At 69.2% G+C, this 14701-nt stretch carries 14 protein-coding genes and 3 pseudogenes; 5 read left to right on the top strand and 12 right to left on the bottom strand.

From position 1 onward, the window contains the following. Positions 1–465: 465 nt before the first annotated feature. From ACE1OC_RS03820 to ACE1OC_RS03835, 4 genes and pseudogenes are all read right to left on the bottom strand, one after another. Positions 466–1158, bottom strand: coding sequence for an ATP-binding cassette domain-containing protein (locus tag ACE1OC_RS03820; protein ID WP_407835801.1), 693 nt, complete (start codon positions 1156–1158; stop codon positions 466–468). Then, entirely contained in the window at positions 1146–2963 is a 1818-nt protein-coding gene (pstC, locus tag ACE1OC_RS03825; RefSeq protein WP_407835802.1) for a phosphate ABC transporter permease subunit PstC, read from the bottom strand. Before pstC ends, ACE1OC_RS03820 begins: the two co-directional genes overlap by 13 nt. 4 nt (positions 2964–2967) lie before the next feature. Then, a complete protein-coding gene (locus tag ACE1OC_RS03830) occupies positions 2968–3852 on the bottom strand; it encodes a phosphate ABC transporter substrate-binding protein (RefSeq protein ID WP_407835803.1) in 885 nt (294 codons plus the stop codon). 569 nt (positions 3853–4421) lie between these two features. Further along, a pseudogene (locus ACE1OC_RS03835) lies at positions 4422–4688 on the bottom strand (YhjD/YihY/BrkB family envelope integrity protein); the annotation flags it as partial. A gap of 248 nt (positions 4689–4936) precedes the next feature. On the opposite strand from ACE1OC_RS03835, the gene ACE1OC_RS03840 reads away from it, so the two are divergent. Further along, positions 4937–5221: a hypothetical protein gene (locus tag ACE1OC_RS03840; protein ID WP_407835804.1), complete on the top strand. Its 285-nt coding sequence runs from the start codon at positions 4937–4939 to the stop codon at positions 5219–5221. A 5-nt stretch (positions 5222–5226) separates the two neighbouring features. Here the strand turns inward: ACE1OC_RS03840 and ACE1OC_RS03845 are convergent, their stop codons facing one another. Beyond that, on the bottom strand, positions 5227–5430 hold the full coding sequence (locus ACE1OC_RS03845) for a hypothetical protein (RefSeq protein WP_407835805.1): 204 nt from the start codon (positions 5428–5430) through the stop codon (positions 5227–5229). A 144-nt stretch (positions 5431–5574) separates the two neighbouring features. Continuing rightward, positions 5575–5928 (bottom strand): PRC-barrel domain-containing protein, encoded by a 354-nt coding sequence (locus ACE1OC_RS03850; RefSeq protein WP_407835806.1) that lies wholly within the window; start codon positions 5926–5928, stop codon positions 5575–5577. A gap of 299 nt (positions 5929–6227) precedes the next feature. Between ACE1OC_RS03850 and ACE1OC_RS03855 the strand changes: the two genes are divergently transcribed. Next, complete coding sequence (locus ACE1OC_RS03855; protein ID WP_407835807.1) at positions 6228–6851, top strand: flavodoxin family protein; 624 nt, start codon at positions 6228–6230, stop codon at positions 6849–6851. A 235-nt stretch (positions 6852–7086) separates the two neighbouring features. On the opposite strand, the gene katG is transcribed toward ACE1OC_RS03855, so the two are convergent. Continuing rightward, positions 7087–9279 carry a catalase/peroxidase HPI gene (gene katG / locus ACE1OC_RS03860; protein ID WP_407835808.1) on the bottom strand — a complete coding sequence of 731 codons (2193 nt, stop codon included), beginning with the start codon at positions 9277–9279 and terminating at the stop codon, positions 7087–7089. Positions 9280–9608: 329 nt separating this feature from the next. On the opposite strand from katG, the pseudogene ACE1OC_RS03865 reads away from it, so the two are divergent. Beyond that, positions 9609–10013 (top strand): annotated as a pseudogene (locus ACE1OC_RS03865) (Fur family transcriptional regulator); the annotation flags it as partial. A gap of 188 nt (positions 10014–10201) precedes the next feature. Here ACE1OC_RS03865 and ACE1OC_RS03870 read toward each other — a convergent pair. From ACE1OC_RS03870 to ACE1OC_RS03880, 3 genes are read right to left on the bottom strand one after another with little or no spacing between them, the layout of a single operon-like run. Further along, positions 10202–10870, bottom strand: coding sequence for an HAD family hydrolase (locus ACE1OC_RS03870; RefSeq protein WP_407835809.1), 669 nt, complete (start codon positions 10868–10870; stop codon positions 10202–10204). A gap of 52 nt (positions 10871–10922) precedes the next feature. Next, complete coding sequence (locus ACE1OC_RS03875; RefSeq protein ID WP_407835810.1) at positions 10923–11351, bottom strand: hypothetical protein; 429 nt, start codon at positions 11349–11351, stop codon at positions 10923–10925. A 30-nt stretch (positions 11352–11381) separates the two neighbouring features. After that, complete coding sequence (locus ACE1OC_RS03880) at positions 11382–11639, bottom strand: hypothetical protein (RefSeq protein WP_407835811.1); 258 nt, start codon at positions 11637–11639, stop codon at positions 11382–11384. A gap of 145 nt (positions 11640–11784) precedes the next feature. Here ACE1OC_RS03880 and ACE1OC_RS03885 point away from each other — a divergent pair. Both ACE1OC_RS03885 and ACE1OC_RS03890 read left to right on the top strand, forming a co-directional pair. Further along, a pseudogene (locus ACE1OC_RS03885) lies at positions 11785–12506 on the top strand (IS256 family transposase); the annotation flags it as partial. Positions 12507–12832: 326 nt separating this feature from the next. Then, on the top strand, positions 12833–13405 hold the full coding sequence (locus tag ACE1OC_RS03890; protein ID WP_407835812.1) for a GNAT family N-acetyltransferase: 573 nt from the start codon (positions 12833–12835) through the stop codon (positions 13403–13405). Between the two features lie 222 nt (positions 13406–13627). Here the strand turns inward: ACE1OC_RS03890 and ACE1OC_RS03895 are convergent, their stop codons facing one another. Together ACE1OC_RS03895 and ACE1OC_RS03900 are read right to left on the bottom strand one after the other, a co-directional pair. Then, complete coding sequence (locus tag ACE1OC_RS03895) at positions 13628–14137, bottom strand: hypothetical protein (protein WP_407835813.1); 510 nt, start codon at positions 14135–14137, stop codon at positions 13628–13630. After that, positions 14134–14646 (bottom strand): universal stress protein, encoded by a 513-nt coding sequence (locus ACE1OC_RS03900; RefSeq protein WP_407835814.1) that lies wholly within the window; start codon positions 14644–14646, stop codon positions 14134–14136. The genes ACE1OC_RS03895 and ACE1OC_RS03900 overlap by 4 nt, the downstream gene beginning before the upstream one ends. Between the last annotated feature and the right edge of the window lie 55 nt (positions 14647–14701).

Raw genomic sequence — 14701 nt, forward strand, 5'->3', positions numbered from 1 at the left:
GCGCGCCGGATGGGTGCCTGACGCGCCCGGCACCGCACCCGCAGCCCACGTGCCGGGTCCGGCCGCACTGGCCGCGCTCTACCGGCAGCTCCGCAAGGGCTTCGAAGACGGCAAGGACGAGCCCGGTGCCGCCGACTTCTACTACGCGGAGATGGAGATGCGCCGCCTGGAGCGCCGCTCCTCCCGCAACCGTGCCGAACGGGGCCTGCACCACGTACGTCAACCCCTCCGGACCGATCCTGAAGCGGCTGTCGGCCAAGCGGTTCGAGAAGAGCCCGCGCGTGGTGGTCGACTCGGTGGTCTTCCGCTCCTCCGGGCAGAACCTGACCACCGTCGGCACCTACGTCGAGATGACCTCCCGGCTCACCGAGCCCGTCCTCCTCGGCTTCACCGCCCTCGCGGTCCGCGGCCGCGTCAAACGCTGTCCGCGCCCGGGACAGCCCCCGAGCGGGCCCTTCGAACCACTCAGGTCGCCACGGCGACCGCCCGCTCCACCGCGACCGGCGGCTCCAGCATGACCTTCCGGTCGCAGAGCCTGTCCACCTGCGCCGGATCGTGGGAGACGATCAGAACCGTCCGTCGGCCGCGCAGAGCGGCCACGGACTCCTCCACGGTGTCCCTGCTCCGTTCGTCCAGCGCACTCGTGGGTTCGTCGAGCAGGAGGGCCGCCGGTTCCAGCGCGAGCGCCCGGGCCAGGCACAGCCGCTGACGTTGACCGGCGGACAGGGTCTGCGCCGGCGAGTCGAGCCGGTCGCACACCTCCTTCCACAACCCGGCTTCGTTGAGCGCCTGTTCGGCCCTCGCGTGCAGGTCCTCCCGCGAGGCCCGCAGCACGTGCCGGACGCCGAAGAGGGCGTTGTCGAGGATGCTGCCCCCGAAGACAACCGGGGTCTGCGGCACCAGTACGACCTTGGCCCGCAGGTCCGCGTCGCCCTTGCCGGCGGCGATCGGCCGTCCCAGCACTTCCAGTTCCCCGTCCCGCGTGAGGCCGGCGGGAAGCAGGTCCACCAAGACGCGCAGGACGGTCGACTTGCCCGCGCCCGAAGGGCCGCAGAGTCCCGTGGTCGACCCGTGTTCCAGCCCGAAGGAAACCGGTCCGACGAGGGGCTTCTCCCGGTCGCGTACGCGGAGTTCCCGCACGGTGATTACGTGGTCCATCGCTCTCCTTCGAAGCGGTTGCGCAGCGCGACGGCCGCGCCCAGGAGTACCGCGGTGATGAGCACCAGGACCATAGCGCTTCCCCACGCTTGCGCAACCGCCTGGGGATCGCCCGAGTCCTGGGACAGGGTGAAGATGTGGGTGGGCAGGGACTGCACGGGGGAGGCGACGATGCCGCTGGGCAGCGCCGGAGCACCGAAGAACACCGTGGCCGTGAAGATCAGCGGCGCCGTCTCCCCCGCGGCACGGGCCAGACCGAGCAGCAGGCCGGTGATGGTCGCGGGCCAGGTGTACGGCACGACGACAGAGCGGATGTACTGGGCGCGGGTGAGCCCGAGCGACAGCGCGCTCTCCGTCATCTCCGCGGGCATGCTCCTGACGCGGCCCGCAGTGGTCAGCGCGACCACCGGCACCACGACCGGTACGAGGACGAACGCCCCGGCCAGCCAGGACCTCCCCCAACCCATCGCGCTACAGATGATCACGAACCCCGCCAGGCCCAGCAGAATCGTCGGCGTGCCTCCCACGACGACGGTGAGCGTCTGCAGCACCCGCGCCGTACGCGTCGACCCGTGGACACCGAGCAGGACCCCGGCGCCGAACCCCAGGGGCAGCGAGATCAGTCCGGTGGTGACGACCAGCAGGAGCGTGCCGGTGATCTGCCCGCTCACACCGCCGCCCGCCGCGCCCTGAGCCGCAGAGAACCAGAACACCGGGTTGAAGGCGTCGCTCCCCCGCGCCACCAGGATGCCGAGCATGCCGATCAGCAGCACGCCCGGGAGCAGCAGGGCGATCACCCTCATGGTGCCGACGGCCCGGTCGAGTTCACCCCGCAGCCTGGCGGCTTGGCGGTGCCCTCGCCGCTTGCGCGCGGTCTCCGAACCGGCCCTCTCCCGCGTCCCCCAGACCGTCGTCACCGCCACCAGCCCGAGGAGCACGAGCCCCAGACCACAGATCGAGGCGAAGTACGGGCCTGACGTGCCGGCGAGGACCGGCTCCGGGCCCGCCAGCTTCGTGGTGAGGGTCTGACCCGGGTGGACCAGCGAGTTGAAGACGCCCTTGAGGGACTCCGGCAGGCGCCCGTCCGCCCTTCCCACCACCATGAACACGGCGATGGACTCCCCCAGTGCGCGGGCGAGGCCGAGCAGCACCCCCGCCCGCATCCCCGAACGGGCGAGCGGCAGTACGGCGGAGCGCACCACCTCGCGCCGTGTGAGCCCGAGAGAGAACGCCGCCTCGCGGTACCGGTCCGGGACCGCCGAGAGGGCGTCCACGCTCACGGCCACGATGGTCGGGGTGATCATGACTGCGAGCACGACCCCGGCCGCGAGGAGACTGTCCCCGCCCGGCACGTCCGCCATCGAGGCGATGACCGGACGCACCACGAGGATGCCGATGAGCCCGTACACGATGGACGGAACGGCCGCGAGCAGCTCCACGCTCATGCGGAGCGGCCGCGCGAGACGAGGTGGCAGGTACTCGGACAGCGCGATGGCGGCCGCCCAGCCGACGGGCACGGCGAGCGCCAGGGCGATCAGGCAGACGACGGCCGACCCGTAGATCATGGCCAGTCCGCCGAAGACCGAATCGCCGGGGTTCCAGGCCGACTCCGTCAGAAGGGCCGGCCAGTCGACCTCGCCGCCGAGGACGCCCGCGCCGAGGTACCCGATCAGTACCAGCAGCAGGCCCGCCATGAAGAAGGCTCCGGTGAACACCCAGGCCCAGACCCACCTGGACCGGTGCGGACGCGGCAACGCCTCGGGCTCGGGTGCGGCCGGCGGCCGATCGAGCGTCTTGACGGCCATGGGGCTACTTCCCGATTTGCTTGAGCGTCAGGTAGCCGTGCTTCGGCAGGAGTTCCTGGCCCTTGTCGGATATCAGGTAGTCGATGAACGTCTTCGCGTTGCCCTTGGGTTGGCCGTTGGTGATGAGGAACAGGGGCCTGCTCATCGGGTACTTGCCGGAGGCGATGTTCTCCGTAGTCGCGGGGATGCCGTCGAGGGACACGGCGACGAGCTTGTCGCTCCCCTCGATGAAGCCGGTCGACAGCGGCCCGACCGCTCCCGGCGTCGATTCGAGCTTGGTGCGGGTCTCCAGGTTGCCGCCCACGATGGCGAAATGGTCGGAGTTGGGCGCCGGAGGGGCCTTCTCGCCGTGGTAGAGGTACTTGTCGAGCACCTCCCGCGTGCCGCGGCCCGGCTCCTTGTCGTAGATGAAGACCTCCAGGTTCGGACCGCCCACCTGGTTCCAGTTGGTGATCTTCCCTTCGAACAGACCCTTGACCTGGTCCACCGTCAGGTTCTTCACCCCGGCGTCGGCGACCTGCTTGCTGATGATCACGCCCACCGCGTCCGAGCCGATCTGCGTCGTGACGAAGTCGGCCTTCGGGTTGTCGGAGCGGTCCTTGTCCGCGATGGGCTTCGAGCTGAGCGCGATGTCGATCTGCCCCGCCCCGAGCTGCGAGATGCCGCCGGCCGAGCCGCCCTGCGTGGCCACGGTGATGTTCAGCCCCTGCCCCTTGAGAGCCTCCGCGGCGTCCGCGGCGACGGGAGCTACCGTGGTGGAACCGCTGGCCTGCAAGGCCTTCCCCGAACCGCCCCCGGCCGAAGCGTCCGCATCGGCGCAGGCCGTGGCGAGGGAGGCGAGCAGAGCCATTCCGGCGGCGGCGTAGACGAGGCGACGAGGCCCGGCCACAGCCCTCACGGGCCGGACCTCACCCTCCATCAGGTTCTTCGATCGCAGAGATGGTGCGGCAGTGCGGGACATGCGGGATCCCTTCCCCCGGCGGTTGCCTCTGATTTGAGCGGAGTCTAAGCAGCCAGCATGCGGGCTGGAAACCCTTCATCAACTCTCGTTCGTTCAAACCCCGTTCACATTTCCCCTACTTTCCATACATCTCCTGTTTCCTTGATCGACCTTTTAGATTCAGCGAGTTGGGACACAGCTCCGGTGCGTCGAGGGCCGGGGCGACAGGACACCCCCGACCCCTCTTGCGGGGACCGGCTCATCTCACGTACGTACTCATGTCAAGGACAGGCCGAGGGGGCGGCCTCACGATGGCCATACCCCAAACCCGGTCACGGTTCAGCGGACGTTCGCCGCCACGCGTTCCATCGAGTTCGACCCCCGAGTCCTCCTGCTGCTCGCGGAGGCCTACCTTCGACCGGCGGCCGAGGGGCACAGGGGTCGGCCGTGCGGGCTGTTGTACGAGGCGAAGTCCGCGACGTAGAACGCGAAGCCGGCCGAGGCGGCCAGGCGCAGTGGCCCTGGAGCTGCTCCACGGCGTCGCTGACCACGTCCCGCGCCGAGCTAGGAGCGAGTTCCTGCAGGTTGTCCAGAACCTGTTTCGTCGCCGACTCCCCGGCGAGGCCCAGCAGTGACACCAGCACCAGCAGGGCAGGGAAGAGCGCCAGGACCCCGTAATAGGTGAGTGCTGCGGCCCGGTCGGCGAGTTCGCTTGTCGTCCTCACCTGGGCCTGACTTCGATGTGCGTGCCATGTCACCCGCCTGTCCAGCGCCGCCCCACTCATGTCAGCAAGGACACGCCGAGAACCGGGTTTCCACGGATGAGGAGTGCACAGACGGCTCCCCAGGGCCGGCGCGGCCGTGGCTTCGGGACACCCGGGACTTCCCGCGCCTACGAGGTTGCGGACCACAAACTGACATGGCCTCACGTCTGAGCTGCGGTAGCGCGGGTATACGAGGACAACAATTACGCCTCCTTTCGACTTGAGTTGGAGGGCTTGCGTACGCCCCCATTGCACGAGGAGATGCCTTGATGACCACCACCCGAGTCCTGGCCACCCCCTGCCGGTCGGTGCGCGCAGCCGCCCCTATAGCCGTCGGTCTCCCGAATTCGGCGCTCGACGCGATGCTGGACGCCGCCTACGAGACGCACCGCCGTTTCCGGCACGGCGCATTCTCCGAGCCTTGCCCGACCTGCCACGTCTCCGCGGGCGAGCTCTGCCTGGCGCGACGCAGTGTGCACGCTGCCCGCCGGCTGGCGCACCGCGCCCGAGAAGCACAGAGCGAGCTGGACTTCCCTCCTTCCGCAGCACGGTGACCCTCTCAGCGTCCCGCACTCAGGCGTGCGGGGCCTGCGGCTGAGCGGTTGCCGTCCGTGACTCTCCCGCTGCCCGGTCGGCCGAGGCCGAGGCCGAGGCCGAGGCCGAGGCCGAGGCCGAGAAGAATCTGGTGGACGGGATCGTGCTGTCCAAGGAAGACCACGAGACGGTCGAGAAGCTGTTCAAGCTGTTCAAGCTGTTCGAGCACGCCGCCGACGACACGCGTACGTGGAGCAGCGGAAGATCGAGGAAAGCATCTTCCATCCGGTCGCCAAAGAGGCTGCAGCAGCAGGGCGGGGACGACAGCTTGTCGCTGTCGTCCCCGCCCAGGGCTGCTTGGTGCCCGCGCGTGTCAGAGGCGGTGCGGGCCGTCGTAGTAGCCGCCGACCTGGCGGTGGTAGTCCGCATCACCGAGGTGCTTGTCCTTGTCGAACTCGGGAGCATTCTTGATCTGCTCCTTCGTCCGGTCGACATAGACCTTCTCGTCGTTCGCGTCGATCCGGCTGATCGTGCCCGCGGGCAGCAGGACTTCCTTGCCGAAGATCCACGGACCGGTGTCGACCACGATGTACGAGGATCCGACTTCATCCGAGTGCTTGTCGACCTTGCCGATAGAGCCGTCGCTCGCCTCGACCTTGTACCCCGTCAGATCCGACCCACCCAGACGGCCGGCGGTCTCGCGGTAACCCCAAAAATTCTCAGTCATGCGAAAAGCAACTCCTCCGGTTAATGGGGACGAAAGGAAGGAGAATCCCTTACCGCACCCCTTCCCCTACTGCATTGACAGCGGAACTCGCGTTCCGGCCTACCCCCCGCTTGCCCGGCTTTCCGTCTCATACACCTCTGCGGTGACCATCCCCCAATATCCGATTCCATCCGGTACCAGCGATACCACCGGTCGCTGTCAAGCGGCTGGAGCGACGAGCGACTGACCACGGCAGAGGCCGAAAAGGGGACGCCCGGGATCGGCCACATCAAAGTCAGATACACGGGTAGCCGGGGACCATGGACACCACTGGAACCACCCCGCTGCGTGCCGTCGCCCTCGCCTGCACCCTTTCTCCCTCTCCCGCCCCGTCCAGCTCACAGCTGCTGGCCGAGCAGACCATGGCCGCCCTCGCCGATCACGGAGTCACGGGCAAGACCATCCGGATCGCCGACCACGACGTGAAGCCCGGCGTGAAGACCGACATGGGTGACGGAGACGCCTGGCCGGAGATCCGCGACACGATCCTGGGCTGCGACATCCTGATCCTGTCCACGCCGATCTGGCTGGGCCATGCCTCGAGCATCGCCCAGCGCGTGCTGGAACGCCTTGACGCGGAGATCTCCGAGACGGACGACGAAGGCCGCATGCTCACCTACGGCAAAGCCGCCGCGGTCTGCGTGGTCGGCAACGAGGACGGCGCCCACAAGGTCAGTGCCGACCTCTTCCAGGGTCTGAACGACGTCGGGTTCTCCCTCGCCCCCAACTCGGTCACCTACTGGGTCGGCGAAGCCATGCAGGGCACCGACTACCAAGACCTCGACAAGACCCCCGAAAAGACCGCCGCCACGACGGCCACCCTCGCCGCCAACACCGCCCACCTCGCACGCTGCCTCAAGGCAGCTGCTTACCCGGCGAGTTGATCCACCGCGCACCACCGGGATCGGAGGAACCGCGTGTCGTCACGCCCAGAACCCCGCGCATCCGATCCTGTTACCCGCTACCCCTGCCCTCCCGTTTCGGCGACCAGCAGCAGAACCATCCCGGATCGACCGAGGAGATCCTCGCCCCCGATCACGGCGAGGACTCCTATCGGGGCGGCCCACCGATACCGGGGCGTCCTGGCCGGCCGGTGAGCGGCCGGCCGGCACTTCGGGGTCAGGCGAGGTCGAACCGGTCGAGGTTCATCACCTTGTCCCACGCCGCCACGAAGTCACGCACGAGCTTCTCTCCCGCGTCCTTCGCGGCGTAGACCTCCGCGATGGCCCGGAGCTGGGAGTGCGAACCGAAGACGAGGTCGACGGCTGTGGCCGTCCACTTGACTTCGCCCGTCGCGACGTCCCGGCCTTCGAAGACGTTCTCGGCAGAGGCCGAGGCCTTCCACTCGGTACCCATGTCGAGCAGGTTGACGAAGAAGTCGTTGGTCAGCGTCTCCGGCCGGTCGGTGAAGACCCCGTGCGGGGACCCACCGAAGCCGGTGTTCAGGGCCCGCATGCCACCGGTCAGCACCGTCATCTCGGGTGCGGTCAGGGTCAACAGGCTGGCACGGTCCAGCAGGAGGGTCTCCGGCGAGAGCTTCTCTCCGGACCGGAGGTAGTTGCGGAACCCGTCCGCCCTGGGTTCGAGCACGGCGAAGGACTCGACATCGGTCTGCTCCTGCGCAGCGTCCGTGCGCCCCGGTGCGAACGGGACCGCAATGGCGTGCCCGGCGTTCTTCGCGGCCCGTTCGACGGCCGCGCACCCGCCCAGCACGATCAGGTCGGCGAGCGAGACCTTCGCCCCGCCTGCGGCCTGGGAAGCATTGAAGTCCTGCTGGATCCGCTCGAGGGCCTGGAGCACCTCGGCCACCTCGGGCAGGTCGTTGACCTCCCAGTCCTTCTGTGGCGCTAGCCGGATCCGTGCCCCGTTGGCCCCGCCGCGCATGTCGGTGCCGCGGAAGCTCGCCGCCGACGCCCAGGCGGTGGTGACGAGTTGGGGGACGGAGAGCCCCGTCGCGAGGATCCGGACCTTGAGGTCGGCGATCTCCGCGTCCCCGATCAGTGCGTGATCGACCGCGGGAACGGGGTCCTGCCACAGCTGCGGCGCGGGGACCCACGGCCCGAGGTAGCGCGAGAGGGGCCCCATGTCGCGGTGCAGCAGCTTGTACCAGGCCTTGGCGAACGCGTCCGCGAGCCTGTCCGGGTTCTCGTGGAAGCCTTTCGAGATCGGCCCGTAGACCGGATCCAACTTCATCGACAGGTCCGTCGTCAGCATCATGGGCGCGTGCCGCTTCGACGAATCGTGGGCGTCGGGCACGGTGCCTTGGGCCGCCGGGTCCGTCGGGGTCCACTGCTGCGCGCCGGCGGGGCTGGTCGTCAGCTCCCAGTCGTACCGGAACAGGTTGTCCAGGTATCCGTTGTCCCACTTCGTCGGCTCGGAGGTCCACGCGCCCTCGAGCCCGCTGGTGAGCGAGTCGACGCCCGACCCGCTGCCGTACGAATTCCTCCACCCGAGGGCCTGCTGCTCGATGGGGCAGCCCTCGGGCTCCGGACCGATGTACTCGGGGCCGACCGCGCCGTGGCACTTGCCGAAGGTGTGGCCGCCGATGATCAGCGCGGCCGTCTCCTCGTCGTTCATCGCCATGCGCGCGAAGGTCTCGCGAATGTCCCGGGCGGCGGCGAGCGGATCCGGATTGCCGTTGGGGCCCTCGGGATTGACGTAGATCAGTCCCATCTGCACCGCGCCGAAGGGGCCGGCGAGTTCCCTCTCGCCGCTGTAGCGCTCATCTCCGAGCCAGGTGTCCTCCGGTCCCCAGAAGATCTCCTCGGGCTCCCAGATGTCCTCCCGACCGAACCCGAACCCGAACGTCTTCAACCCCATGGATTCGATGGCGCAGTTGCCGGCAAATACCAGCAGGTCGGCCCAGGAGATCTGCCGGCCGTACTTCTGCTTCACCGGCCAGAGCAAACGGCGGGCCTTGTCGAGGCTCGCGTTGTCCGGCCAGCTGTTGAGGGGCGCGAAGCGCTGCGCGCCGGAGCCACCGCCGCCGCGGCCGTCGGCGATGCGGTACGTGCCCGCGGCGTGCCAGCTCATCCGGATGAAGAGCGGCCCGTAGTGGCCGTAGTCGGCGGGCCACCACTCCTGCGAGGCGGTCATCACCTCGAAGACGTCCTGCTTCAGCGCGTCGACGTCCAAGGACGCGAACTCTGCCGAGTAGTCGAAGTCCTCACCCATCGGATTGGACGCGGGCGAATGCTGGTGGAGAACCTGAAGGTCCAGCTGATTCGGCCACCAGTCCCGGTTCGTCCTGGGGCGAGTCGGCGCGGGGGTCGGGGAGGGGATTACCGGGTTCTCGCTTTCGCTGCCGGACACGTCAGCCCTTCTTCCTGTCTTGGTGTTTTCCTCTGCCGGCCGCGCTGCCTGCTCTTGACGCTGTCCGCTTTGCGAGTCGAACACGGCGACCCACACCGCCGACGAGAACATATCCTCACGGACGAGGTCGATAATCGAGCGCGTATCGGCGTCCGTATGGTCGCGCACCGCAGACCGCACCGCTACGAGAACACGCAGGACACCACTACGTAACAAGTACTCGAAATCCAAGGGTGACATCTTCCGATCATCACGATCTCCCCCGCTGATATGAGAATCGGAAGTGGAATTGACGACCGTCCCGACACGCATTGGAGAGGCGAACCGCAATGAGCGATCTGCTGGAACGGCTGAGAGGGCGCGGCTGGCGCATGACCTCCCAGCGGCGCGTCGTCGCCGAAGCCCTCGACGGCGAGCATGTACACCTCACGGCCGACGAGGTGCACGCCCGCGCGGCACAGCGGCTGCCCGAGATCGCCCGGGCCACCGTCTACAACACCCTGGCCGAACTGGTCTCGCTCGGCGAGGTGGTGGAGGTCTCCGCCCACGGTCGCGCGAGGCGCTACGACCCCAACGCACACCATCCGCACCATCACTTGGTGTGCTCCGGCTGCGGCATCATGCGCGACGTCCACCCGACCGGCGATCCCTTGGCCGGACTTCCGGCGGAGGAGCGGTTCGGCTTCACCGTGTCCGAGGCCGAAGTCACCTTCCGCGGTCTGTGCCCCGCATGCACTCCCGGTCAGCCACGAGCAGCGGGTGCGGCTGACCGCCGAGCTCTGAGCCTGGGGCCTTCGGAACCTGCCGACCACCCGTAGACCAGGGTGACCGTACGACGCTGCCCGGCGGGAGGGCTACATGACCAGCAGCGGGGGCTCAGGTCCACCAGCGTCAGCCCGACCGGACGTCCAGGGGAAAGGCTTCAGGCAGGTACCCAGGAGAACGGGCTGTCACCGAGGCAGGCCAGGAGATCAGCCGGGTCACGGTAGACGGCAACCGCACCGGCCTCCTCGAGGTCGGCACCGGGAATTCCACCGCACAGCAGGCCGACGGCGGCCACCCCAGCCCGGCAGGCCGCCTTCATGTCCCAGACGGAGTCACCGACGTACACCGCACGCCCGGACGGCACCTCCGCCAGTTCGAGGGCCTGCCGCACAGGGTCCGGCGCGGGCTTGCCCTGCTCGACGTCATCGGATGTCGCGGTGTCGGTAATGGCGTCCTCCGCACCGATGGCCTGCCGCAGAGCCTTGAGTTCCCGGTCCGTCGCCGAGGTGACGAGCAGGACCTTCCACCCTGCCTTCGACAGGGCGCCGAGCAGCTCCGCGGCCGATTCGAAGGCGGGGAGCCGGTCGAAGTACGTGGCGTACAGGGTGTCGTGGCCGGCGCTCAGCCGGGCGTCGCCGGAGTGGTCCCGGTCCTCGCCCAGGAGATGGTCGAGGAGGTCTTCACCGGGCAGGCCGATCGCCCGGTGGACGGCGTGCATGGGCACGTGGTGCCCGGCCTGGCGCAGAGCTTCCCACCAGGAGGTGATGTGGAGGTGGTTGGTGTCGGTCAGGGTGCCGTCGACATCGAAGAGAGCGGCGCGGTCCATGACGATCGCATCCTCACAGGTTCAGACGCGGCCGGTGCCTCATTCGCCCGTGTCAGAGTTCGGCGCGCGTGGCGGACTGGGCGGCCCGTACGGCGACGTTGGCCGCGTCCTGTACGAGCGGCGCCGCCGGACCTCCGCCGCCGGTCAGGGTCCAGCCGCACAGGGCCGCCCAGGCCAGCGCGGCCGAGGCCGCCTTGGCACGCTCGGTGCGGTGGGGCAGGAACGTGCCGAAGAGCAGCGCGTCCCCCGCATCGACGGCGACCCGGCACAGTACGGCCGTGCGCAGCGCGCTGCCTGCGGGGACCGCGACCATGGCCGCGCCGATGACGGCGTCGCGGACGCCGAGGGCGCGGATCAGCAGTGCGGAGGAGCCCTGTTCTGCCAGGCCGCAGGGGCGGGCCAGCACCTTGGGTCGGCAGGCGACCGCCACGCCGTACCCGAGGGTGGCCACGCCCATCACCCGTGCCGCTGTGGTGCGCATCCTCGATCACTCCGCTTCATTGGTTCCGGTTCATCGGGTCCGGCCGGCTGACGGCTTCGCGCCATGCGGGCGATCCTGCTCCTCGCGGCCGATGCCCGGGCGCTGCCGCTTGGCCTCGTGTCCGCCCGCATCCGCTTCGCCGTCGCCTCCGTCGCCCCCGTCGCCCCCGTCGGGACGCCGGACGACGCCTTCGTCGGCCTGCCGGCGGGCCTCGCGGTCACCGCTCTCCCCCTCGGCCTCGGACGGGGTGGTGCGCGGGTGACGCCGGGAATTCTCGTGGGCCGTCACCTCGTCCTCCTTGGGTGGTGCCGTCTTTCGGCGACTACCCCGTACTTTCGCCCTCAGACGCTTCAAGCACCCCGCGGCCGGTCCGGGGTACGTCGGCTGCGGCGCCCCGGTGGGTGGCCGCAGCATCCGCGACGTCGAGGAACCCTTGGCCCAGCTCGGGCCGGCGGCCGCACAACTCGTGGAGCGGGCCCGCGCGGAAGGTGTGAACCCGGTCGGGGAGAACGGGCTGCTCAAGGGGCTGGTGAAGCTGGTCCTGGAAGGCGCCCTCGAGAGCGAGATGGCCGACCACCTCGGCTACGAGAAGGGCGACGGGGCCGGCACCTTCAGCCCGCCGATCGTGCCCAAGCACCAGCGGCGCGTGGAAGGCTTCGACGAGGCGATCCTGTCCCTCTACGCCAAGGGCCTGACCACCGGCGAGATCCAGGCCCACCTCGCGGAGATCTACGACGTCGGCGTCTCCCGCGAGACGATCTCCAAGGCCACCGACAAGGTCAGCGCCGAGCTGGACGCCTGGCGCCAGAGGCCGCTGGACCGCGTCCACGCCGTCGTCATGATCGACACCACCGTCCTGAAGATCCGCGGCGGCGGGTCGCCAACCGGCCCGTCTACATCGCGGTCGGGATCAATCTCGAAGGCGAACGCGACATCCTCGGGATGTGCGTCGGCACGAGTGGTAAGGGCGCCAAGACCTGGATGGCCCGGCTCGCGGAACTGAAGAATCGCGGGGTCCAGGATGTCCTGATCGCCTGCTGCGACGGACTGAAGGGCCTGCCCGACTCCATCGCCGCGACCGCGGACGCGGCCGAGGCCAGGTTCGCCGAGTTCGAGGCCGAGCGGGGCGCCCGCTCCCCGGCCCTGGTCGCCACAAGAAGCGGAGGGTTCTCACTGGTCCCTACGGGAGTCGACCGCTGGCGCCGCCCTCGACCATGTTGCTGCCTCAGCCCTACCGGGGTGGTTCACCGATGGTCCAGCCCGGGCGGAATGCAACCGCATCGTCGACCTGCTCGGCGCCCATCGCACGCCGAGCCGCCACACGGACATCCCGAAGGCCGCCTAAAGTTCGTCCGGTAGACGGTCTGGCGGATCGGAGAAGGCTGGGATCCGGCCAAGGTCCATCAAGTAGTCCCGATGTGGGAGTGCTGTGCCGCTGGGGTTGAGCGGTGTCACCAGGTTCGTCGTGACATCGTGGCGCCATGACCATCGCAGTTCGCCCGGCCTCCGTCTTCGCGGATGTCCGTACCCTGGTCGGTCCGAAGTCGCCCGGGGCCAACGTCTGCTGGTGCCTGAGCTACCGGATCCCGTCCAAGCTCAACAACGAGCTCCGCGGACCGGCCCGCGGTGAGTACGTCGCCGAACTGTGCCGTAACGATCCCCCTCCGGGAGTGCTCGCCTACGACGGCGACGAGCCGGTCGGCTGGGCCGCCGTGGCACCGCGCTCGGACACCTCCTTCGCGAGCAGCCGGAAGATCCCGTACGTCGACGACCTGCCGGTCTGGTCACTGTGGTGCATCCGCGTCCGCCCCGGCCATCGCAAGCGGGGCATCTCGCACGCCCTCATCGCCGGCGCCGTCGAATTCGCCCGATCCCACGGCGCACCGGCGATCGAGGCATACCCCCTCGACAACGGGGACGCCAAGGTCGACCTGACCATGGCGTACGCCGGGATCCGGAAGAACTTCGAACGCGCCGGCTTCACCCACGCCGCCGACACCACCTCGGTGCTGGCCGGTCACCCCCGGGTCTTGATGCGGCTCGACCTGCGCTGACAACCGGCGCGGAAGAGGCCTGCGCCGAGCCGATCGCTCGGCGCACGTGGCCACCCAAGAGCGAGGGGGCCGGGCAGGATCAGGTATCGGCCGATGGCCTCGCCGGTTTCATAGAGGGGCACCCTCGCCGCTACCTCGTGCAGCGTCGATCCCTCAGAGGTCTTCTCCAGTGCGAAGTCGAACAGGCCCACCGAGTCGAGGCCGTGCACTGCGCGCCGGCGGCTATCCCAGGCCGGAGACCTTGAAGACGGTGCGGGATGCCTCGCGGTCGATAGTGCGTGAGAGCCGGCGGAGGGCCTGTTGGCCGTCGCGCATGGTGCCGTGGCTCAGACTGGTGCGGATGTCCCGGTCCAGGAGGTGCCACAGGGGTGGGTTGGCAGCGAAGACGCGGGGGTCGACCTCGGCCCGGTTGCCGTCGGTGTCTTCGAGGAGCAACCGCTGAGCGATCCCGTCGTGCCAGTTCACCGAGGCGAGCCTGTCGGTGTGGACGTGGTGGCGGCGGACCAGTCCCCGGGTGGTCAGCAGACCGGGGACTGCTGAAACCTTGGCGGGCCACAGGACCGCGAAGAGTACGAGACCGAGACCGGTCCACAGCAGGGCCCTCGTGCCACTGATTGATCCTGCCGCCGTATCTACGCCCACAAGCAGGAGCGGAAATCCGAGCGCGATCCCGGCCGCCGCCCTGGCGTCGGCGGCCCATTCGCCGTTCCAGGCGCCCGGCGGAGGCTTCACGAGGCCAGCTCCCTCGTGTCCAGAGGCAGGTGCCACAGGTTGCGGCGGTGCACGGCGTCCAGCTCGGCTTCCAGTGGGGACGGCGGGACGATCAGCACCGGGCAGGCGGCGTGCGCCAGGCAGTAGCGGGCCACCGAGGGCCGGACGAGTCGGCGCAGCGGGGAACGTGATCCGCTGCCCACCACGAGGAGGTCGTCGCCGGCGCGGGCGGTGTCCACGAGGGCGGCACCAGGAGTCGCCCGTACGGTCAGGCCCGCGAGGGTCACACCGGGCCCCTTCTTGCCGAAGGCCTCGTCCAGGACCTCGCGCAGCCGCTCGACGGCGGCGGCACGGCAGGCGGCCAGTGACGAAACGTTGCAGGCGCTGCGGCTTCCCAGTTCGCCGCCGGGAGCCTGCCAGGCCATGACCGTCCACAGTTCCGCATCGTGCACCCGGGCTTCGGCGGCGCCCCGGTGCAGCACGGCCCGATTGCCCAGGGTTCCACTTACGCCGACCACGACTCTTCGCACAGCGTCTTCCCTCGTTTCTCCGTCCGAGGGAGTACATGAGAAGCCCACAGCGCGG

The sequence above is a fragment of the Streptomyces stoeckheimensis genome, from assembly GCF_045822005.1.
GTDB lineage: Bacteria > Actinomycetota > Actinomycetes > Streptomycetales > Streptomycetaceae > Streptomyces > Streptomyces stoeckheimensis.

Excerpts from the sequence above, each read along its gene's own strand:
- ACE1OC_RS03820 (WP_407835801.1), bottom strand. The coding sequence starts at position 1,158 with ATGGACCACGTAATCACCGTGCGGGAACTCCGCGTACGCGACCGGGAG.
- pstC (WP_407835802.1), bottom strand. The coding sequence starts at position 2,963 with ATGGCCGTCAAGACGCTCGATCGGCCGCCGGCCGCACCCGAGCCCGAG.
- ACE1OC_RS03840 (WP_407835804.1), top strand. The coding sequence starts at position 4,937 with ATGACCACCACCCGAGTCCTGGCCACCCCCTGCCGGTCGGTGCGCGCA.
- ACE1OC_RS03850 (WP_407835806.1), bottom strand. The coding sequence starts at position 5,928 with ATGACTGAGAATTTTTGGGGTTACCGCGAGACCGCCGGCCGTCTGGGT.
- ACE1OC_RS03855 (WP_407835807.1), top strand. The coding sequence starts at position 6,228 with ATGGACACCACTGGAACCACCCCGCTGCGTGCCGTCGCCCTCGCCTGC.
- ACE1OC_RS03870 (WP_407835809.1), bottom strand. The coding sequence starts at position 10,870 with ATGGACCGCGCCGCTCTCTTCGATGTCGACGGCACCCTGACCGACACC.
- ACE1OC_RS03875 (WP_407835810.1), bottom strand. The coding sequence starts at position 11,351 with ATGCGCACCACAGCGGCACGGGTGATGGGCGTGGCCACCCTCGGGTAC.
- ACE1OC_RS03890 (WP_407835812.1), top strand. The coding sequence starts at position 12,833 with ATGACCATCGCAGTTCGCCCGGCCTCCGTCTTCGCGGATGTCCGTACC.